The sequence below is a fragment of the Paraburkholderia phymatum genome (assembly GCF_040965635.1).
Taxonomy (GTDB): domain Bacteria; phylum Pseudomonadota; class Gammaproteobacteria; order Burkholderiales; family Burkholderiaceae; genus Paraburkholderia; species Paraburkholderia phymatum_B.
The window spans coordinates 180,988-199,863 of sequence record NZ_JBFRCH010000007.1 but is presented as its reverse complement, the minus strand read 5'-3'; the positions used below and the strand labels follow the sequence as shown (position 1 = coordinate 199,863).

At 62.1% G+C, this 18,876-nt stretch carries 20 protein-coding genes; 10 read left to right on the top strand and 10 right to left on the bottom strand.

From position 1 onward, the window contains the following. Positions 1-279 precede the first annotated feature (279 nt). Genes AB4Y32_RS16480 through AB4Y32_RS16470 form a run of 3 tightly spaced genes read left to right on the top strand, consistent with a single transcriptional unit; the run spans position 280 to position 3,024 of the window. Positions 280-1,299: an ABC transporter substrate-binding protein gene (locus tag AB4Y32_RS16480; protein WP_368722351.1), complete on the top strand. Its 1,020-nt coding sequence runs from the start codon at positions 280-282 to the stop codon at positions 1,297-1,299. 2 nt (positions 1,300-1,301) lie between these two features. Continuing rightward, positions 1,302-2,111 (top strand): ABC transporter ATP-binding protein, encoded by an 810-nt coding sequence (locus tag AB4Y32_RS16475; protein ID WP_368722350.1) that lies wholly within the window; start codon positions 1,302-1,304, stop codon positions 2,109-2,111. Then, a complete protein-coding gene (locus tag AB4Y32_RS16470) occupies positions 2,104-3,024 on the top strand; it encodes an ABC transporter permease (protein ID WP_368722349.1) in 921 nt (306 codons plus the stop codon). Before AB4Y32_RS16475 ends, AB4Y32_RS16470 begins: the two co-directional genes overlap by 8 nt. A gap of 84 nt (positions 3,025-3,108) precedes the next feature. On the opposite strand, the gene AB4Y32_RS16465 is transcribed toward AB4Y32_RS16470, so the two are convergent. The 7 genes from AB4Y32_RS16465 to AB4Y32_RS16435 all read right to left on the bottom strand — a co-directional run bounded on the left by AB4Y32_RS16465 (position 3,109) and on the right by AB4Y32_RS16435 (position 8,869). Further along, on the bottom strand, positions 3,109-4,863 hold the full coding sequence (locus AB4Y32_RS16465; RefSeq protein ID WP_368722348.1) for an L-aspartate oxidase: 1,755 nt from the start codon (positions 4,861-4,863) through the stop codon (positions 3,109-3,111). Further along, positions 4,860-5,474, bottom strand: coding sequence for a fumarate hydratase C-terminal domain-containing protein (locus tag AB4Y32_RS16460; RefSeq protein WP_368722347.1), 615 nt, complete (start codon positions 5,472-5,474; stop codon positions 4,860-4,862). The genes AB4Y32_RS16465 and AB4Y32_RS16460 overlap by 4 nt, the downstream gene beginning before the upstream one ends. Positions 5,475-5,476: 2 nt before the next feature. Beyond that, a complete protein-coding gene (locus tag AB4Y32_RS16455; RefSeq protein WP_368722346.1) occupies positions 5,477-6,352 on the bottom strand; it encodes a fumarate hydratase in 876 nt (291 codons plus the stop codon). Positions 6,353-6,414: 62 nt separating this feature from the next. Next, complete coding sequence (gene sdhC, locus AB4Y32_RS16450; RefSeq protein WP_439899798.1) at positions 6,415-6,771, bottom strand: succinate dehydrogenase, cytochrome b556 subunit; 357 nt, start codon at positions 6,769-6,771, stop codon at positions 6,415-6,417. Then, a complete protein-coding gene (locus AB4Y32_RS16445; RefSeq protein WP_368722345.1) occupies positions 6,768-7,115 on the bottom strand; it encodes a succinate dehydrogenase in 348 nt (115 codons plus the stop codon). The genes sdhC and AB4Y32_RS16445 overlap by 4 nt, the downstream gene beginning before the upstream one ends. Further along, positions 7,115-7,828 (bottom strand): succinate dehydrogenase/fumarate reductase iron-sulfur subunit, encoded by a 714-nt coding sequence (locus AB4Y32_RS16440; RefSeq protein WP_368722344.1) that lies wholly within the window; start codon positions 7,826-7,828, stop codon positions 7,115-7,117. Before AB4Y32_RS16440 ends, AB4Y32_RS16445 begins: the two co-directional genes overlap by 1 nt. A 255-nt stretch (positions 7,829-8,083) precedes the next feature. Beyond that, positions 8,084-8,869: a TSUP family transporter gene (locus tag AB4Y32_RS16435; RefSeq protein ID WP_368722343.1), complete on the bottom strand. Its 786-nt coding sequence runs from the start codon at positions 8,867-8,869 to the stop codon at positions 8,084-8,086. Between the two features lie 188 nt (positions 8,870-9,057). Between AB4Y32_RS16435 and AB4Y32_RS16430 the strand changes: the two genes are divergently transcribed. Next, positions 9,058-9,948: a LysR family transcriptional regulator gene (locus tag AB4Y32_RS16430; RefSeq protein WP_368722342.1), complete on the top strand. Its 891-nt coding sequence runs from the start codon at positions 9,058-9,060 to the stop codon at positions 9,946-9,948. A gap of 42 nt (positions 9,949-9,990) precedes the next feature. Here AB4Y32_RS16430 and AB4Y32_RS16425 read toward each other — a convergent pair whose 3' ends face one another. Beyond that, the gene (locus AB4Y32_RS16425) at positions 9,991-10,311 is read right to left on the bottom strand and encodes a pyrimidine/purine nucleoside phosphorylase (protein WP_013341965.1); all 321 of its coding nucleotides are present in this window, start codon (positions 10,309-10,311) and stop codon (positions 9,991-9,993) included. 450 nt (positions 10,312-10,761) lie between these two features. Here AB4Y32_RS16425 and AB4Y32_RS16420 point away from each other — a divergent pair, with 450 nt between their 5' ends. The 5 genes from AB4Y32_RS16420 to AB4Y32_RS16400 all read left to right on the top strand — a co-directional run bounded on the left by AB4Y32_RS16420 (position 10,762) and on the right by AB4Y32_RS16400 (position 17,237). Continuing rightward, positions 10,762-12,303: a methyl-accepting chemotaxis protein gene (locus AB4Y32_RS16420; protein WP_368722341.1), complete on the top strand. Its 1,542-nt coding sequence runs from the start codon at positions 10,762-10,764 to the stop codon at positions 12,301-12,303. Between the two features lie 337 nt (positions 12,304-12,640). Then, complete coding sequence (locus AB4Y32_RS16415) at positions 12,641-14,395, top strand: peptidoglycan D,D-transpeptidase FtsI family protein (RefSeq protein WP_368722340.1); 1,755 nt, start codon at positions 12,641-12,643, stop codon at positions 14,393-14,395. A 40-nt stretch (positions 14,396-14,435) separates the two neighbouring features. Continuing rightward, the gene (locus AB4Y32_RS16410; RefSeq protein WP_368722339.1) at positions 14,436-14,726 is read left to right on the top strand and encodes a hypothetical protein; all 291 of its coding nucleotides are present in this window, start codon (positions 14,436-14,438) and stop codon (positions 14,724-14,726) included. 431 nt (positions 14,727-15,157) lie between these two features. Beyond that, positions 15,158-16,609, top strand: a complete 1,452-nt coding sequence (locus tag AB4Y32_RS16405) for a cytochrome-c peroxidase (protein ID WP_368722338.1) — start codon at positions 15,158-15,160, stop codon at positions 16,607-16,609. A gap of 373 nt (positions 16,610-16,982) precedes the next feature. Beyond that, the gene (locus tag AB4Y32_RS16400) at positions 16,983-17,237 is read left to right on the top strand and encodes a DUF2866 domain-containing protein (protein WP_368722337.1); all 255 of its coding nucleotides are present in this window, start codon (positions 16,983-16,985) and stop codon (positions 17,235-17,237) included. Between the two features lie 72 nt (positions 17,238-17,309). Here AB4Y32_RS16400 and AB4Y32_RS16395 read toward each other — a convergent pair whose 3' ends face one another. Together AB4Y32_RS16395 and AB4Y32_RS16390 are read right to left on the bottom strand one after the other, a co-directional pair. Then, positions 17,310-17,552: a hypothetical protein gene (locus AB4Y32_RS16395; RefSeq protein ID WP_152755683.1), complete on the bottom strand. Its 243-nt coding sequence runs from the start codon at positions 17,550-17,552 to the stop codon at positions 17,310-17,312. A gap of 47 nt (positions 17,553-17,599) precedes the next feature. After that, positions 17,600-18,130, bottom strand: coding sequence for a lecithin retinol acyltransferase family protein (locus AB4Y32_RS16390; protein WP_368722336.1), 531 nt, complete (start codon positions 18,128-18,130; stop codon positions 17,600-17,602). Between the two features lie 458 nt (positions 18,131-18,588). Here AB4Y32_RS16390 and AB4Y32_RS16385 point away from each other — a divergent pair, with 458 nt between their 5' ends. Then, a complete protein-coding gene (locus AB4Y32_RS16385; RefSeq protein ID WP_368722335.1) occupies positions 18,589-18,873 on the top strand; it encodes a hypothetical protein in 285 nt (94 codons plus the stop codon). The last annotated feature ends 3 nt before the right edge of the window (positions 18,874-18,876 follow it).

Sequence of the window (18,876 nt, the reverse complement as noted above, 5' to 3'; positions counted from 1 at the left end):
CGCCGCCAGCAACGCTATGCAACGCTTCGCGGCGCGCACGAACGGAACACAAGGAGACACTCGCGATGCGTACCCCGCCTCATCGTCGTCCTGCACATCTGTTCCATCGTCAGCGGCCACGTCCGCATGGCCGCGCGCCTGTCTGCGCGCGGTTCGCCATTGTTTGATTCCGTCGCGCGTGCATACCGGCTTGCCCGGTGCGCACGTTTGCCTGTCGCGCACCATCCGACCGTCCCGCCGTGCTTTGTCACGCACGGCAACTACAAGGAGTGACCCGCAATGAGCCTCCGCAGACTTGTCATTTTCTTCTCGACCCTGCTCGCGCTGTTCGCGATGCTCGCCAGCGCGCCCGCGCGCGCCGAACTCTCCGAGATCCGCATCGCGCGGCAGTACGGCGTCAGCTATCTGCCGCTGATGATCATTCAGGATCAGAAGCTGCTCGAAAAACACGCGGCACGACTCGGCGTGCCGAACCTGAAAGTGTCATGGGTCGAATTCGCGGGCGGCAACGTGATGAACGACGCGCTGCTCTCCGACTCGCTGCAGATCGCGTCGGGCGGCGTCGCGCCGCTCGTGCTGCTGTGGGCGCGCACGCGCGGCACGCCCGTCGAAGTGAAGGCGCTCGCCGCCATCAACTCGATGCCGCTGCTGTTGAACACCCGCAATCCCTCTGTGAAGACACTGAAGGACTTCAGCAGCAAGGACAAGATCGCGCTGCCCGCGGCGAAGGTGTCGATTCAGGCGATCACGCTGCAAATGGCCGCGGAAAAAGCATTCGGCGCGGGCAATCAGGGGCAGCTGGATAAATACACGGTGTCGCTCGCGCATCCCGACGCGCAGCAGGCGCTGCTGTCGGGCAACAGCGAAGTGACGGCGCATTTCGGCTCGCCGCCGTTCCAGGAACAGGAGCTTGCGCACGGCGGCGTGCGCACCGTCGTCAATTCGTATGACGTGCTCGGCGGCAAATCGACGTTCAATCTCGTGTGGTGCACGTCGAAGTTCTACCAGCAGAACCCGAAACTCGTGCAGGCGTTCATGGCCGCGCTCGACGAGGCGGAAGCGCAGATCAACAAGGACAAGCACGCGGCGGCACTCGCGTATCTGCGCATCAGCAAGGACAAGAGCAATGTCGCGGACATCGAGAAGATGATCTCGTCGCCCGACGTCGCCTTTACGACAACGCCGGAAAACACCGTCAAATACGCGGACTTCATGGCACGCACGGGTCTCATCAAGGCGAAGCCCGCTTCGTGGAAAGACATGTTCTTTCCGACCGTTCAATCGCTGCAAGGGAGCTGACGATGTCACGTACGCGCGCAGCAGCCAGATCCGATATGCCATCGCATGATGGCGGACCATTGCTCGATGTCAGCGGCGTCACGTTGCAGTACAAGACGCCGAAGCATCTCGTGATGGCCACTTACCGCGTCGACTTCAAGGTATTCGAAGGCGACCGCTTCGTGCTGCTCGGTCCGTCTGGCTGCGGAAAATCGACGCTGCTCAAGAGCGTTGGCGGCTATCTGCCGCCGACGGAAGGCACGATCACGCTGAAGGGCAAGACCGTCACGAGGCCCGGCCCCGACCGGATGATGGTGTTTCAGGAATTCGACCAGTTGCTGCCGTGGAAAACCGTCAAGCAGAACGTGATGTTTCCGCTGCAGGCGTCGCATCGTTTGTCGGGACGCGAAGCGGAAGAGCGCGCGATGCACTACATCGACAAGGTCAACCTGACGAAATTCGCCGACAGTCATCCGCACACGCTGTCGGGCGGCATGAAGCAGCGCGTTGCGATTGCGCGCGGCATGGCGATGGAGCCGGACATCCTGCTGATGGACGAACCCTTCGCCGCGCTCGATGCGCTCACGCGCCGCAAGATGCAGGACGAACTGCTCGGGCTGTGGCAGGACACGCATTTCACCGTGCTGTTCGTCACGCACTCGATTCCGGAGGCGATCAAGATCGGCAGCCGGATTCTGCTGCTGTCGCCGCATCCGGGCCAGGTCAAGGCGGAACTCGACACGGCTGCCGCCGGCGAAACGCCTGCCACGCTCGAAAAACGCATCCAGCACATGCTGTTCGAAGACGAGATCGAAGAGGCCGAGAATGTCTGAAGCTACTGCACCCGGCGCAGCACCCGTTCGTTCGACGCGGCGCGATGCCGGCACGCGCGCGCCGCGCGCCGAGATCATCCGCGAGCCGAGCGACGCCGCGCATTTCAGCGTGGTCGAGAAACCGCTGTCGGCGTTCGAGCGGCTCTACAACCAGGGGTGGCTGCGCAAGGCGATGATTCTCGCCGTGCTGGCGATCATCTGGGAAGCGTACGCACGCTGGCTGAACAATCCGCTGCTGTTCCCGACCTTCACGGCGACCGTCGAAGCGTTGTTCCGCAGCATCGCGAGCGGCGAACTGCCCGGCAAGGCGTGGGCCTCGATTCACGTACTGCTGATGGGCTATGTGTGCGGCGTGGTGCTCGCATCACTGCTGACGGCGGCCGCGATCACATCGCGCATCGGCACTGACTTCCTCGAAACGATGACGTCGATGCTAAACCCGCTGCCCGCGATCGCGCTGCTGCCGCTCGCGTTGATCTGGTTCGGGCTGGGCAACGGCAGCCTGATCTTCGTGCTGGTGCATTCCGTCACGTGGTCCGTTGCGTTGAATACGCACTCGGGCTTTCTCTCCGTCAGCAACACGCTGAAGATGGTGGGCCGCAATTACGGGCTGCGCGGCGGCGATTACGTCGCGAAGATACTCGTGCCCGCTGCGTTTCCAAGCATCCTGACGGGCCTGAAGATCGGCTGGGCATTCGCATGGCGCACGCTGATCGCGGCGGAACTGGTGTTCGGCGTCAGTTCGGGTTCGGGCGGTTTGGGCTGGTTCATCTACGAGAACAAGAATCTGCTCGACATCGCCAATGTATTCGCGGGCCTGTTCACGGTGATCCTGATCGGCCTCGCTGTCGAGAACCTGATCTTCCGCGTGCTCGAACGGCATACAGTGCAGCGTTGGGGCATGCAGTCGTAGAGGCTTTATCTGTTATCTGTTTCAATTAAAAAACGGCGGGCGCAATTGGATGCGCCCGCCGTTTTTATTGCCTTAGGGTTTTCCTCAGCCGCGAACCGCGCCAGCCTCAAGAGTCTTTTCACGCTCATCCAGAATCGTTTCGCCGGGCTTGACGCGCGTGAATATCACAGGCTCTTGCGATACGCAGATCTCTCCTTGCTGGCAGCGAACCGTCGTGAATGCCGATGTGAATAGATCGCCCGCATCCGGAAAGTCCTCTCTGAAATGCGCGCCACGCGAGTTCTCGCGAGCAATTGCCGCTTCCGTAATCACCTGACTGACCGATATCAGGTTCTTCAAATTGAGCCAGTCGTGCCATTGCAGATTCAATGCGCGGTCGCCATCGGCAACGCCCGTGCGCATCAACTGGCCGTGAAGATCTCGCAATGCCGCTCGTGCGCGAAGGAGTCCGTCGCCGTGGCGAATAATACCGACGTCTTTCCACATGCAGTCGTAGAGCGCTTCGCGAATCTTCTCCAGATCTTTTCCGTTCTGTTTGAAAGGCGCTTCGGCTTCGCTGACGGCGGCCTGTATTGCGTCCTCGTCAGGGGCATGATGCGCGCCATGTTCGCTGACCCACGATGCCATGCTATCGCCCGCAATGCCGCCGAATACGGTGGAGTTCGCGACGCCATTGCCACCCAGACGGTTCGCGCCATGCACTCCGCCCGTATCCTCGCCGGCGGCGAAAAGGCCCGTGAGTTCCGTGCGGCAATCGGACTGAAAAACCACGCCGCCCATCATGTAGTGCGCAGTCGGCACGACTTCGACGAGACCGCCCGCAAGGTCGAATCCGCAATCGGCGCAGCGTTCCACCATGCCCTTGAACTGCTTGCGAACCTTGTCAGGCCCAAGGTGACCCATCTGAATGTACACGCCGCCATTCGGCGATGTGCGGCCCTCTCTCATTTCCGAGTAGATGCCACGCGATACGATGTCGCGCGTCGCACGCTCGCCGCGCGCGTCGTAGCGATGCATGAAGCGCTCTTTATCGCCATTCAGCAAATGACCGCCCGCGCCGCGCAAGCCTTCTTCCAGGACCGTGCCCGTCATTCGCGTATGGCTGCCCGCGAGCAATCCTGTCGGATGGAACTGCACCATTTCCATATCGCGCAATGGCAAGCCGGCGCGCAGCGCCATCGCAAGGCCGTCGCAACTCTTGTCGCCCGATGGCGTATGAAACTTGTACATCGTCGGGCCGCCGCCCGTCGCGAGTAGCATCGCTCGCGCCTGCACGAACACGAACTGCCCCGAGCGCATGTCGATCATCAGGACACCCGCGAGGCTCTTGCCGTCGCGGGTTCTGATCAGCTCGATTGCGCGGTGCTCTTCGAGCCGGTTAATGCCACGGCTCCATACCTGCTCGGCAAGGCGGTTGATGATCTCGATACCCGTCAGATCGCCCTTGTGCACGGTCCGGTCGAACGTCTGTCCCGCGAATGCCTTTTGATGAATCGAGCCATCGGGATTGCGATCGAAAAAACAGCCCAACTCGTTCTCGAGTTCGCGAACGCGCTCGACGGCCGTGCTCACCAGTGTCCACGCGAGATCCTGATTCGACAGCCATTTGCTGCCTTCGATCGTGTCCATGAAATGACGCTCGACGGAATCGCCCGGCGCCAGCGCCACGTTGTATCCGCCCTGCACCATGCGCGTGCAGCCGCACTTCCCTAACAGCCCTTTGACAGCGACGGTAATCGAAAGCTGAGGCGCGGTCTGATGCGCGTGCAGCGCTGCGAAGAGACCCGCGCCGCCGGAGCCGAGTATCAGGATATCCGTCCGAATGTGCGCGATATTCATTTGGCCTGTACTCCGAGACTGGCGAGCACGGCCGCGCGACGGTCGGCTGCGTCGAGCTTCACTGCGTCGTAAAGACTCCCGCCATGGCTATCCATCGCCACCAGCAAGGGACCGAAGTTGCTGATCCTGAATCGCCACAAGGATTCGGGATTGAGATCGTCGAGATCGACGGCTTCGATCTGCTCGATCCATGTCGTTTCGAGCGCGGCCGTGCCGCCAATGATCGCGAGATAGACGCCGCCCAGATCGTTGAACGCTGCTTGCGATGCTTCGCGCAGGCCACCCTTGCCGACGATCATGCGCACGCCGTATTGCTCCATTAGCGGCCGCGTGAAGCGCTCCATCCGGTCCGACGTCGTCGTGCCGATACAGATCGGCTGATAGCCCGCCGGATTGTCGTCGCTGACGGGAACCTTGCGCACGTTCGGCGCCGTGTGAATGACGGCATGACCGCGAAGATCGAAATGCGTCGTGCGCCCTCTGTCGAACATGTGGATTTGCGTCGCGTCCCGAATGCCGTAAAGCGTTCGATGCAATGTCACCGTATCGTTCACACGCAATTGCCGGATCTGTGACTCGTCGACGGGCGTGAATAGATCGTAGTGGGCCATTTTCAGAAACCGTATGAAAGTCCGTCGGTAGAGAACACGGCTTTCGCACGCCGCGCCGAGTGACATTGCATGTTCACTGCAATGGGATTCATCGTGATGTGCGTCGCAGCGAGTTCGATGTGAACGGCGAATGCCGTGCTGTCGCCACCCAGACCTTGCGGACCGATGCCGAGCTGGTTCACGGCTGCCGACAGTTCCCCTTCGAGCGCCGCGCCGTCGGGATCGTCGCAACGTGTGCCGAGCGCGCGCGTGGCCGCCCGCTTCGCGAGTGCAATCGAAAGATCGGATGTGCCGCCGAGTCCGACGCCGACAATCGTCGGTGGACAGGTCTTGCCGCCCGCAGCAAGCACGCAATCGACGACGAACGTCTTGATCGCATCGATGCCTTCGGCAGGTACGGCCATCTTCAGAAACGAATTGTTTTCGGAGCCACTGCCTTTAGGCACCATTTCGATAGCCGCCATATTCGCGTCGCCGGAGAAGTCGATGTGAATGACGGGTACTTCGATGCCACAAGACGTGTGGTCGTTCTTGCGCGTCAGCGGATGCACGACCGACGAACGCAACGGATGCTCGCGCGTCGCTCGCTCGCAACCCTTGCGAATTGCGGCCTTGAGTTCGAAGCCATCGAACTCGACATTGCGTCCGATCACAACGTTGTAGATCGGGATACCCGTGTCCTGGCAAAGGAGATTGTCGGTGCCCTCCGCCACTTGAATGTTCGTGCGCATTGTTTCGAGCACACGCTTTGCCACGGGCGACGTATCGGTTGCCGCGAGCCTGTCGATACCCAGCTTCACATCCGGCGGAAGCAGTTTGAGCGCGCGGATATAAAGCTCTTTAGACGCTTCCTCGACGGCGCCGAGATCCAGTTTCATGGTCATTTCCTCCCGGATAGCGTTTGCGAATCCAGATGTAGCTGGCCTTCGCAAACGCGGCATCAGTGCATCAGTGCAAGCAGAAACGCGAGACCGGCGCATGTGCTCGCTCCCAACCCCAACGCGAGCCAGTTCTTTCGCAGGCCGGTCCAGGGAAGAAACTCGATCAGCAATAGCCGTATGCCGCCCATCAAATGAAGCGAGAGCAGGACCACGAGCCCCCATTCGCCGAACTTGAAAAGCGGCTGGTCAGTGACGCGAATGAAACTTTCGAGCGCGCCCTCTCCGGCAATCGACTGCCCAAGCGCCCAGAAATGAACGGGTAAAAAGAGAGCAAGGCCGAGACCGGACAAGCGGTGTACGAGAAACGCCCAATACGCCGGATGCGTACGCGCGCGATAGTCGTTCTTGCGCATCATGCGACGACTCCATAAACCGCGCGCAGTCCCATGAAAGCCAGCATCGCGGAAATCGCCACGCTTGCCGCCACTGCGGATTTGCCGCGCCATTGCAACCACTCTTCCGCGATCCGCAGCAAACCAATCGGAACATGAATCGCGCACGCGATCACAAACAACGTGTAGAACGCGCCGAAGAACCAGTTGCCATGCGTGCGGCCAAGAATGGCAGAGGCGCTCAGCCCCATGTGCACCGCGTACACGATGACGGCGATGTGAACCAATACGCAGCACGCCAGAACCGTCGCGCTCATTCTTTGCCAATACCACAAACGCGCCTGTGTTTTCAGCGACATCGCGTTCATCACAATTCCCCTTCGAGCGCGGCCTTCATCGTCATCCGCTTCAGGCCCGCAATGCCAGCCGTCGGCGAGATGTGCTTGGGGCAACGTTCCGTGCAGGTCGCCTGCGTGTGACACGAATGGCATCCCGCATCGCCCGCGACCGCGCGAAGGCGTTCGACACGCTTGCTGTCGCGCTCGTCGTTGACGAGCGTCCATGCACGGTTCAGCGCGGCAGGCCCCAGGTAGTCGGGACGCCAGGTCACGACATCGCACGACGAATAGCACACGCCGCAACCGATGCACTCGACGCCCGCGTCGGCCGCTTGCCGCCGGGGGCTGTCCGGCTGCACGCGCGCGAAGTCATCGCGGCGCGTACGTTCCCCGCTGAATTGGCCTTTGGCCTGAGCCCATTTATCGAAGAAGCGGCTCATGTCGGTCACGAGATCCTTGATCACGGGCAGGTTCGACAGCGGCGCAATTTCAAGCTGATTGCCCGCCGCGACCTTTGCGACGTGCGTGCGGCACGTCCACCGCGCCTTGCCGTTCACGTTCATCGCGCACGAGCCGCACATCCCCACGCGGCACGCGAAGCGATAGGCGAGATCGGGTTGAAGGTGACGCTGGATATAAGTCACGACGTCCAATACGGTCTGACTTTCATGGCGAGGCACTTCGTAGGCGACCAGTTCTCCTTCCGTGCGACCTCTCCAGACCTTGACGCGTAGTGTGTCCATCTCGACAGTGCCTTTAGTGAAGAACGACCCATGCAATAGCCAATAGCGGCTTGTCAGTCACTAGTGTTCTGCATCCTTAGATAAAGGAAAAGCGAATATTTCTTGGCTTGAGAGAAAGGAGCGCTTTCGTCAGTCGACGCCGCGACGGCTCAGGACCAGCGCCATGCGCGCGTTATCGCGTTCCTTCTCGTTATCGCTATGAATGAGGTGTCTTGCAGGAATGAACGACGCAGCATGCCCGCCAAAACGCCGGGATCATGCCAGCATTCCTATCGAAGAGCGGACGATGAGATTCGCTCCCGCCAGAATCAGCATTCCCCAAAGGAGCGTCGACACGCTGGCGGCCGGCACTCTGCTGCGCAACAACGCGCCCGCTGCGAGACCGAGCGCGCCGCAAGGCAGGAGCCATCCCGCCAGCGGCAACACCACCGGGTTCTTGTACAAGCCGGATGCACTGAATAAAAAGAGCCGCGCGACAGCAGTCGCGGTGATGAGTGTGCTGACGGTTGCGCGCCGTTGGTCCGCATCACGCAGACGCCCCGCGAGATAGATCGTATAGACAGGCCCGCCCGTGCCGAACACGGCTGTCAGGCATCCGCCGCCGAGCCCCAACGGTAGTGCCCAGGCCGCGCCCAGCGCACGAAACTCACCGCTCGACATGATTCGCCATGTCGAATACACGAGCAGGCAGACACCCAGTATGAGTTCGAGCGGCTTCTCGGGTGCCGAAACGAGCACGGTCACGCCAAGCACGAGCCCGATGCAAAGCCACGGGCCAATCTTGCGCAGCTCGCAGATCTGCACGTCTTTCAGATTGCGCATGCCGACGAGCAGTCCCGCCATCAGATCCAGTATCAGCATGACGGGCGTGGCCGTCTTCAACGGAATGAGCTGGGTCAGCATCGGAATCGCGACGATCGACGAACCGAACCCCGTCATGCCGTACACGAGATACGCAAGCGCGACGATTACACCCGACGCCGCTATCGAAGCAATGTCGATTCCGATCGTGGACAGAGCGAGATACGCATGGTCAAGCATCGGTGCATTGCCTCGTGGTATCGGGGTTCCAGCGGGGGTCCCTTTGCATGAGTCATTATGAAACCGGTGTTGATAAAGAAAAATCTAATAATGGTTTTCCTTAGCACAAGGAAAACTTTTGCTTTTGTATGATGGGGTTCTGCCAGTTCAACGCATTACCGCGTCGATGCGCGGCCTGACTCATTGTCATGCCTTCGATCAGAACCCTCAAAATCTTCCTTACAGTCGCCCGTTGCGGCACATTCGCGGCAGCGGGTTCCGAGGTTGGCCTCACGCCTGCCGCAATCGGCCTTCAGGTTCGCGCGCTCGAAGACGAGCTCAAGGTACAACTCTTCGATCGGAGCGCACGCGCGGCCGTGCTCAATTCAGTCGGCCGTGCACTGATTGCCGATGTGCAGGAGATCGTGCGCCGTTATGAACTGCTCGAGTCCGCAGTCGGCGGAGGCGAAATGTCGGGCACGGTGACGATGGGCGCGCTCGTATCGGCATTGATGGGTTCGTTCGCCGATGCACTATGGTCGATCCGTCAACGCTATCCCCGGCTCGACGTGCATCTGTTTGCGGGCATGTCGAGCGACTTCGCGCGAAAGGTGGAAACGGGCGAACTGGATGCGGCCGTCGTCACGCAATCGCCGCGCGCGCTCGCTTCCAATCTTCTGTGGACGCCGTTGTATTCGGAGCCGATGATTCTCATCGTCCCGAGAAGTCCGCATTTCGATCTGCCGCGCAACCAGAACGACATCCTGCGTGAAGCGCCGTTCATGCGCTTCGACAGAAGCACATGGACGGGACATCTCGTGCAGGACGTATTGAATCAGTGCGATACGCTCGTCAACGAGGCAATGGAGCTGAACTCGGTCGAAGCCATCATCGAGCTGGTTCGGCAGGGCTTCGGCATTTCGATCGTGCCGAAGCTCGCTAACGTCGCGTGGGCCAATGACCAGAAGCTGCAAGTGATGCCTTTGAATGGCGTCGAGCTACTTCGTCACGTCGGCTTGCTCGAACGCTCGCGGCACAACCGCATGGCGTTCACCGACGCGATCAAAGGGTTCTTCAATACGCCGTCGCGTTCAGCGTAAACACGAGCGGCGCAAGCGACACGCGTCCGCGCGTCTTTACATTTACAGATAGCTGCACACGTAATCGAGCGTTTCGATCACATCGATATCGAAGCGGCTCTTGCCGGGCACCGAGAACGACTCGCCCGCGCGATACGTCTTCCACTCGTCGCTGCCTTCCAGCCGAATGCGGCATTGGCCTGCCTGCACTTCCATGAGTTCCGGCGCATCGGTGCCGAAGTTCAGCGTGCCGGGCAGGATCACGCCGAGCGTCTTGCGGCTGCCGTCGGCAAAGAGAACGGTGTGCGACACGCACTTGCCGTCGAAATAGACGTTGGCCCGTTTGATAACGGAAACCTGATCGAATTGCGTCGCGGCCGTCATGGCTGTCTTCCTCTTGTCGTCGTGAATGGATGCGTCCGCGCTGCATCGTTATGCGCGCGGCGCGAGCCCGCAATCATACATTCGATTCGTCGACGGCTTGCGGTTCTGGAATGTCGTTGGGCATCGGATCGTGTCCTTTTGAAACCGTTGCGGATTGCGACAAAGCGGAAAGTGCGCCGGGTAGGAGCGTACCGCGATACGGAGATTGTGTCCCTGGAGCAGGCAAGAGGGTCGTGCGTCGATGAAAAGCGGCTCGCGAGGAAATACATCATACGAATAGAGCATCCCCAATTACGGGTTTCCCCGCGTCAGGTCTGCCGCGAGCGCGCCGTTATACCCATCGAGCATCGCGTCATCAGCCACCATGAAAACCAGCCTCATCAGCAACGACCCGCAAGCACTCGCAAGCCTCGACCCCAGCCGCAGCAAACCGACCATCCTGACTTCACCATGACTCTCAACAAGAAACTCGCCTCGATGATTGCGATCCTCTGGATCGGCTTGATCCTCATCGGCGCGTTCGGCGCGTGGCACAACCGCTCGTCGATGATTTCCGACCGCCGCGACCAGTTGACCACGCTCGTCGAAGAAGCGAACGCGATCGTCAACCACTACTACACGCTGTCGCAGCAGAACGCGATGTCCGAAGCCGACGCGAAGAAGCACGCGCTCGACGCGGTCTCCGCGCTGCGCTACGGCACCGACGGGTATTTCTCCATCAACGACTCGCAGCCCGTCATGCTGATGCACCCGTTCAAGCCGGCGCTCGTCGGCAAGAACCTGTCCGATTTCGCGGACCCGGCGGGCAATCACCTGTTCGTCGATATCGTGAAGGCCGCGAACCAGAGCAAGGGCGGCTTCATCGACTATCTGTGGTCGAAGCCCGGCAGCGAAACGCCCGTAGCAAAGACCAGCTACGCGATGCGCTTCGCGCCGTGGGACTGGGTGCTCGTCACGGGGATGTATATGGACGACGTCCAGCGCGCGTTCTATGAGGACCTCGTGCGCTGGCTCGCGATCACCTTCGCGCTCGGCGCGCTCGCGACCTTCGCGATGGTGATCGTGCTGCGCAGCGTGAAGCAGACGCTCGGCGGCGATCTCGAAGTAGCCGTCGAAGCCGCGCAGCGCATGGCGCGCGGCGATCTCGCGACGCCCATCCCCGTCGCGCATCGCGACGGCGCGAGCCTGCTGCACGCGCTGCGCACGATGCAAAAAGGCCTGGTCGACACCGTGTCGCGCGTGCGCGCCGGCACCGAGAACATCAACGTCGGCGCAAGCGAGATCGCGGCGGGCAACACCGACCTGTCGCAGCGCACGGAACAGCAGGCGGCCGCCCTCGTGCAGACGGCATCGAGCATGGACGAAATGACGTCGAACGTGAAGCAGAACGCCGACAGCGCGGCCACGGCCGCTCACCTCGCGAGCCAGGCCGCCGACGTCGCGACGCGCGGCAGCCGCGTCGTCGACGACGTCGTTCGCACGATGGGCGACATCACGAACAGCTCGCGGCAGATCGGCGACATCATCGGCGTGATCGACGGCATCGCGTTCCAGACCAACATTCTTGCGCTGAACGCCGCCGTCGAGGCCGCGCGCGCCGGCGAACAGGGCCGTGGCTTTGCCGTCGTCGCGGCGGAAGTGCGCAGCCTCGCGCAACGCTCGGCGACGGCCGCGAAGGAGATCAAGGCGCTGATCGAAACGTCGACGGGCAGCGTCGAGGAAGGCGCGTCGCTCGTCGCGAACGCCGGCTCGACGATGACGGAGATCGTCGCATCGGTGCGCCGCGTGAACGAAATACTCGAGGAAATCAGCCATGCGTCGCGCGAGCAGAGCGCGGGGATCGAGCAGGTGAACCGCGCCGTCGGCGAAATGGATCAGGTCACGCAGCAAAATGCCGCGCTCGTCGAGCAGGCCGCCGCGGCCGCGCATTCGCTGAAGGATCAGGTCGGCGTGCTGCGCGAGGCGATTTCGAGTTTCTCGCTGCCCGCGTGAGTGCGCTGACATGCCTTTTTGATTCAGCAGCGCGGTCGATCAGACGCAGCCCGCAAAAAAGCAGTCGATAAAAAGAAGGCGCTCATCGTTGAGCGCCTCTTCAACACGCCGCGTCGGAGACGACGCATAAGTTGAACGGGCGATCCGTCCGATTTTTCAACTCCACTTCCCTCGCATTCCGCCCGATGTGAGCGCAACCGCACGGAGCAGGACAACTCCGAAGCGGCGCTCTTTCATCGCGATTCCCCGCGCGAAGCTCGCGCCGAGATTACGTTCTTATTACAATCCGTTCCACGTTCACTGTGGACCGGTCATCGGAACGGCCGGCTTCGCCCTCATGACACGCAAGCAATACCACGACCCGTACGCGCCCGTCGCGAAGAATCCCGTCCTCGTCGCGCGGCTGCCGATGTGGCGCTCGAAGCTGATCGTGATCCTCGTGTTCGCGGCATTTGCATCACTGATCGGCCGCGCGCTTTGGGTGCAGATCGTCAATCGGGACTTCTACGTCGAGCAGGGACAAAAGCGCTATCAGCGGACCATCGAACTCGATGCGACACGCGGGCGCATTGTCGACCGGCATGGCGCGATGCTCGCCGTCAGTCTCGCGACATACGAGATCTGGGCGACGCCGAAGCTGCTCGACGAAGCCGCACATGCGCCGCTCGCGAAGCTGCTCGACATGCCGCACGCGGAACTCACGCGCCGCGTATCCGGCGACAGGAGCTTCGTGCTGCTCAAGCGCCAGGTCGATGCACGGACGGCCGCGCATATCGACAAGCTCGACCTCGCGGGCATCACGCGCATCGCCGATTCGAAGCGCTTCTATCCGGAAGGCGAAGCGGCCGCGCACGTGGTCGGCTTCACCGATATCGAGGACAACGGCCAGGAAGGCATCGAACTCTCGGCGAACGAACTGCTTGCCGGCGAGCCGGGCGAGCGCGAAGTGATCCGCGATCGTCTCGGGCGCGTGATCTCCGATACGCGGCCGCTCACGCCCGCGCAAAACGGCGCGACCGTGCATCTGACCATCGACCGCCGCATCCAGCAGCTTGCATATGCGCAGCTCAAGACGGCCGTCGCGAAGCACAGCGCGCAAGCGGGCAGCGTCGTCGTGCTCGATGCGCGCAACGGCGAGATTCTCGCGCTCGCCAATTACCCGAGCTTCGATCCGAACGACCGCGCGCGTCTCACGGGACAACAGTTGCGCAACCGTGCCGTTGTCGATACGTTCGAGCCGGGCTCGACGATCAAGCCGCTGGTGGTCGCGCTGTCGCTCGATCGCGGCGTCGTGCGGCCCGATTCGATGATCGATACCGCGCCGGGCTGGTACAGGATCGGCCCGAACGTGGTGCACGACACGTCGAATCATGGACGCATGACGATAGCCGAGGCATTGCAGAAGTCGAGCAACATCGCGCTCGCGAAGCTCGCGCTGAACCTGCCCGCCGAGACCATCTGGGACAAGTATCAGGAGTACGGACTCGGGCGCGCGCCGCAGCTGACGTTTCCTGGCGTCGCGGCGGGCCGCGTGCGTCCGTTCGCGCGCTGGCGCCCGATCGAGCAGGCGACGATGGCCTATGGCTACGGCCTGTCGACATCGCTGTTGCAGATCGCGCAGGTGTACACCGCTTATGCCGGCGACGGCACGCTGCACCCGGTCAGCCTCATGACCGACCCGGCGCGTTCCGCCGCAAGAGGCGATGGCCAGCGCGTCACGACGCCTGCGACGGCCGCTTCGATCCGCTCGATGCTCGAAATGGCGACGGGCGCGGGCGGCACGGGGCGCGCGGCGAATGTGGACGGCTTTCGCGTCGGCGGCAAGACGGGGACGGCGCGCAAGCAGGTCGGCGCGACGTATGCGAAGAACCGTTACCGGTCGCTCTTCGTCGGCATGGCGCCGATGAGCGATCCGCGTCTGATCGTCGCCGTGATGATCGACGATCCGGCGGGCCGCGCGTTCTACGGCGGCGCGGTCGCGGGCCCGGTGTTCAGCGCGGTGACGGGCGGCGCGTTGCAACTGCTCGGCGTGCCGCCCGATGCACCTGTGACGGCGCCTGCCTCGGAGGCCACGCATGCGCCCGATGTGTGACGGCTCCTCAATCCCCTGTGCCTCGCTGATGCAACGGGCGATGCACCAGGGCGACGCCGTCGTTTTGTCGGGACGGCTCGCGCCGCGCGGCAACGAGCCCTTCGTCTACCCCGCCGTCTACAATGCGCGCGGCGTGTTCGAACTCGAAGGGATCACGCGCGAACGGTCGCTCTCGTTGCAGAACCGGCATGTGAAGGTGCACGGCACGATCGCGCACGTCAATAACGGCGAGACGCAACGCGTGCAACTGCCTGCCGTGCGCGTCGAATCGCTCGACACTGTGCAGTCTCCTGACGCCACATCGTCATCGTCGGCGTCGCCGGCGCAATGACGCGCCGCCTCCTTCCGTAAGCACGATGCAAGACAAACTTCAGCCGCGCCCGTGGTTGCATCGAAATCCACTGACGATTTAGCAATCGATGCCTTTCACAACGCTGTCTGACGATGACAGCGGCGAAAGTTATGCGACTCCATAAGTTCACACCTGTTTGATTCAATTCGGTCGCGTCGGCATCGACGACACGCGGCCTGAACGTCCATGCGGATCGTCATCGGCGCGCTCACGATACGACCGCCCCGAAACAAACCAACTAATTCATTCCCTGGAACTACGTCATTGTGTTTCGCCGAGCGAGCGCGTCTGGCGTTTAGCAGCATGGCCGTGTTGCAGCCCAGAAACGGGCGCAACGTGGCGCATTCGTTTTCGAGGCGCGGCCTGTGTGGAGCGTCTTTTCCGAATCAGTCATTGCATCGCGATCGAATATGACCGAGCTCTCTACGCCGCCCGCGAATCCCACGCCTCTTGAGCCAAAGAACGCTCCGAGCGGCTCACCGACGGGCTCGAAGCGCCGCGCGCTCGCGCTGTGCGCCGCGGCCGTCGTCATCGTGGCCCTAGGCGCGTGCGGATTCGCAGTCGCTTATCCGCAGTACATGCCCGATGCCATCGGCGAGATCGTCGAGGACATGACGGGCGCCAATGCGCATCCCGTCACGTTGCAGCGCCCGGCCGCCGCGCCGCTCTCCGCCGTCGCGATGCTCGGCAAGGAGATCTTCTTCGACACGTCGCTGTCGGCGTCCGGCAAGCAGTCGTGCGCGACGTGCCATAGCCCCGCGCATGCATACGGGCCGCCCAACGATCTCGCCGTGCAGCCGGGCGGCGAGCACATGACGCTGCAAGGCTACCGACCGCCGCCTTCTCTGATGTACCTGTACCGTCAGCCGAACTTCAGCATCGGCCCCGACAGCGCGGAGAACGACGACAACCCGGCCAACCTCGCGCAGCTCGCAAGCCAGGCAGCGGGCACGCAACGCGCGCAAAAGACGGCGGGCGCGGCGCCCGCGGCGGCTGAGATGGTGCCGCAAGGCGGACTCTTCTGGGACGGCCGCGTCGATACGCTGCAACAGCAGGCGTCGGGCCCGATGCTCAATCCCGTCGAGATGGCCAACAAGGACGACGCCGAAGTGCTGCACAAGCTGCAGAACGCGCGCTACGCCAAGACGATGATGCAGCTGTTCGGCCCCAACATCTTCAAGGACCAGCGGCTCGCGGTCGCCGAAGCGATGTTTGCCGTCGCGCGCTATCAGGTCGAGGACCCGTCGTTCCATCCGTACACCAGCAAGTACGACTACTGGCTCGAAGGCAAGGCGCGTCTCTCGCGTGCGGAACTGCGCGGCCTGCATCTTTTCAATGATCCCGACAAAGCCAACTGCGCGGGTTGCCATCTGTCGAAGCCGAGCCGCGACGGCCTGCCGCCGATGTTCACCGACTTCCAGTATGAAGCGCTCGGCGTGCCGCGCAACACGGCGCTTACGCAGAATCGCGATCCGCATTTCTTCGACATGGGCATCTGCGGCCCCTTCCGCACCGACCTGAAGGGCCAGACGCAATACTGCGGGATGTTCCTCACGCCGACGCTGCGCAATTCGGCGACGCGCCATGCGTTCTTTCACAACGGCATCTACAACAATCTCGACGACGTGATGGCGTTCTACAACGCGCGCAATACCGACCCGGCGCGCTTCTATCCGCGCGGCGCCGACGGCAAGCCGGAGAAGTACAACGACATTCCGCCCGCGTACCGCGCGAACGTCGACGTGAAGGATGCGCCGTTCGACCGCAAGTTCGGCGAGCAACCGGCGATGACCGATCAGGACATGCGCGACATCGTCGCGTTCCTGCATACGCTGACGGACGGCTACGGGCAGCAGCATTAAGGGCTGGCTCTAGTGGGACGCGCTGCGCGTCGGCGAATAGTGGAGCCACCACTTTAAGGCTCGTTTAATTCTTTCCTGTGAACATGCGGCTCAACATCCCCTGTTGAGCCGCCTGAGTATCGGCGGCATTTTTTTATCCGCCGGGGGTGACGCCTCCCATTGCAACCCTTTGCATGGGACGGGAGCAAGCGCTCAAGGCGCGACTCCCGCCGACCGCTCTGCATGGGGCTGGAGTAAGTGCTAAGCACTAACTCCAGCCGACCGCGCTGCATGGGATCGGAGTAGGCGCTAAGCACTAACTCCAGCCGACCGCGCTGCATGGGATCGGAGTAGGCGCTAAAGCGCCAACTCCGATCGACACAGGAGATACACGATGGTCGAAGACACGGTGCTCGAACATCTACGCGCGCTGCACGGCAACGCGCAAACGCTCACGATCCGCAGTTGCACCGTTTCACCGCCGATGCAGCATCCGTGGGGACGCTCGTACCGGCTCGTCGAATGGACCTTCAGGCACGACGTTGAATCCTGCCGGCGCGTCGTGCCTGCCGAGAGCACGCCTCGTCAAATCGCCGAGGCCGTAATGTCGCACGTGCCGGGGCGGCGCTTCTGCCAGCCTGTCGGATAGATTGCGCGCCGCACAGCGCAAGCCGCTCGATGCGCGGGCCGCGTGCGTTGCTCGCCGGATCGCCGTTTTTCATCATGCAGTCCTCCATGCCGACATCGCCGGCCGCGCTTGTGCGGGCGGGAACACATTCCACGATCCGTCGTCGTGACGGAAGAAGAAAATCGACAGCAGCCCACCGGGACGCGCGGCCTCGACACACACGCAGCGCCGATGCATTTGCGTGCGGCAGAAGCGAACGACGCGCGCGGGCATCGCGGGCGTGGGCGCGAGCCATTTGTCGACGGCCCAGTGCAGTGTCTTTCCGGTCGGGCTCATGGTGGTCTCCTTCGCGTCCTTATCTCTTCAAACTTCAGTTGCGGGGCTCATGCTGCGTTAACAACGGCGTGGCCGATTTTCATCCGGTTTCCGACGAAAGCGCTCACGAGGCACAGCAGCGCATGGACGCCCGCACGCGGATGCGTGAGGCATTCGTGGACCTGTTCGCTGCGGCTTTCGCCGAGCAGGCACCATGCGCAGAAGTGCTCGCAGTTGTTCGTCAGCAGGCGATAGCGGTTTTCGCCGAGGCGTGCGCGGGCGCGCAGCACGGTTTCTTCGCCGGAATACTTTGGGAACGGATGCGGACGCACAGCGACGGCGTGGCCATCGGCGAACTGTTCGAGCGGGACTTCTTCGACGGGACCGCGATGCGCGGACTTGGCGAAACCAGCGTAGTGAATGACCTTGCCGTTGCCTGCATAGATGCCGTGATGTTCGTAGCCGCGGCGTTGCGTGATGAGGTGGGCACCGAGAGCAGGTTCGTCGTTGGAACCGCCGAGCGCGACGTCCGCCGATGCATACGCGGCCGCGCGGTTTGCACCTTGTTCACTGCCTGATTGTTGGAGGTTGCGGTTCATGGCTTCGTCCAGCTTTCCGATTCAAAAGGCCAACACTGTTGCCGGCTCTTTCGCATCAAGCGGACCATGTGAATCAAGCCATTGATTTAACGGTAGATTCCCCTCCAGAAGGGCGCCTTGCAGGCACCTTGTGTATGGACAATCCCAACACGAATCCAGGCCGTTGTGTTGCGCCCGTACCATCACTTCGCGTTCTGCCGCGATGCGCGGCGCGGCCCGCAAAAGTGTTGGCTACCCCACCTTTTGCGGCGGCCCTTTGTTGGGCTGCCGCCAACGCAGCGAGTCACTGGCATGTCGCGCCACCGGAGCGCGGTCGCCGCCATGCCTTGCCCGGCAACGATCGGCAGGAAAGCTCGCATGCGCGATGCAAACTGGCATAGGCCTTGCGCCTTAACCGGCATCACACATCATTCTCTGACTCGCGGCCTCATGACTGACGGCCCATCAGGAGACACGTCATGGCATCCATCAACATCAGCGACCTGCCCCTCAACCTCGCGCTCGATCGCAAGGCGATGTCCGCAATCAGCGGCGGCGGCGGCGCGCCTTGGGTATTCGGCTGGATCACGCCGTTCGTGCAAAATACGCCGAGCGTCGGCCCCGTCGTGAACCTGTACGACGTCACGAACAACTTCTATGCTAACCAGATGATCAACCAGTTCCAGACGGTCAACGTCCAGAACACGGGCAACAACTCGAACGTCATCGCCGCTCCTGACGAACGAAGCCTGAACCGGGCTTAGATG

Coding starts and splice junctions, on each gene's coding strand:
- AB4Y32_RS16455 (WP_368722346.1), bottom strand. CDS start 6,352: ATGAAACTGGATCTCGGCGCCGTCGAGGAAGCGTCTAAAGAGCTTTAT.
- AB4Y32_RS16395 (WP_152755683.1), bottom strand. CDS start 17,552: ATGAGCCCGACCGGAAAGACACTGCACTGGGCCGTCGACAAATGGCTC.
- AB4Y32_RS16435 (WP_368722343.1), bottom strand. CDS start 8,869: ATGCTTGACCATGCGTATCTCGCTCTGTCCACGATCGGAATCGACATT.
- AB4Y32_RS16405 (WP_368722338.1), top strand. CDS start 15,158: ATGACCGAGCTCTCTACGCCGCCCGCGAATCCCACGCCTCTTGAGCCA.
- AB4Y32_RS16425 (WP_013341965.1), bottom strand. CDS start 10,311: ATGACGGCCGCGACGCAATTCGATCAGGTTTCCGTTATCAAACGGGCC.
- AB4Y32_RS16480 (WP_368722351.1), top strand. CDS start 280: ATGAGCCTCCGCAGACTTGTCATTTTCTTCTCGACCCTGCTCGCGCTG.
- AB4Y32_RS16385 (WP_368722335.1), top strand. CDS start 18,589: ATGGCATCCATCAACATCAGCGACCTGCCCCTCAACCTCGCGCTCGAT.
- AB4Y32_RS16410 (WP_368722339.1), top strand. CDS start 14,436: ATGCACCAGGGCGACGCCGTCGTTTTGTCGGGACGGCTCGCGCCGCGC.
- AB4Y32_RS16470 (WP_368722349.1), top strand. CDS start 2,104: ATGTCTGAAGCTACTGCACCCGGCGCAGCACCCGTTCGTTCGACGCGG.
- AB4Y32_RS16465 (WP_368722348.1), bottom strand. CDS start 4,863: ATGAATATCGCGCACATTCGGACGGATATCCTGATACTCGGCTCCGGC.
- AB4Y32_RS16440 (WP_368722344.1), bottom strand. CDS start 7,828: ATGGACACACTACGCGTCAAGGTCTGGAGAGGTCGCACGGAAGGAGAA.
- AB4Y32_RS16390 (WP_368722336.1), bottom strand. CDS start 18,130: ATGAACCGCAACCTCCAACAATCAGGCAGTGAACAAGGTGCAAACCGC.
- AB4Y32_RS16430 (WP_368722342.1), top strand. CDS start 9,058: ATGCCTTCGATCAGAACCCTCAAAATCTTCCTTACAGTCGCCCGTTGC.
- sdhC (WP_439899798.1), bottom strand. CDS start 6,771: ATGATGCGCAAGAACGACTATCGCGCGCGTACGCATCCGGCGTATTGG.
- AB4Y32_RS16420 (WP_368722341.1), top strand. CDS start 10,762: ATGACTCTCAACAAGAAACTCGCCTCGATGATTGCGATCCTCTGGATC.
- AB4Y32_RS16415 (WP_368722340.1), top strand. CDS start 12,641: ATGACACGCAAGCAATACCACGACCCGTACGCGCCCGTCGCGAAGAAT.
- AB4Y32_RS16475 (WP_368722350.1), top strand. CDS start 1,302: ATGTCACGTACGCGCGCAGCAGCCAGATCCGATATGCCATCGCATGAT.
- AB4Y32_RS16445 (WP_368722345.1), bottom strand. CDS start 7,115: ATGAACGCGATGTCGCTGAAAACACAGGCGCGTTTGTGGTATTGGCAA.
- AB4Y32_RS16400 (WP_368722337.1), top strand. CDS start 16,983: ATGGTCGAAGACACGGTGCTCGAACATCTACGCGCGCTGCACGGCAAC.
- AB4Y32_RS16460 (WP_368722347.1), bottom strand. CDS start 5,474: ATGGCCCACTACGATCTATTCACGCCCGTCGACGAGTCACAGATCCGG.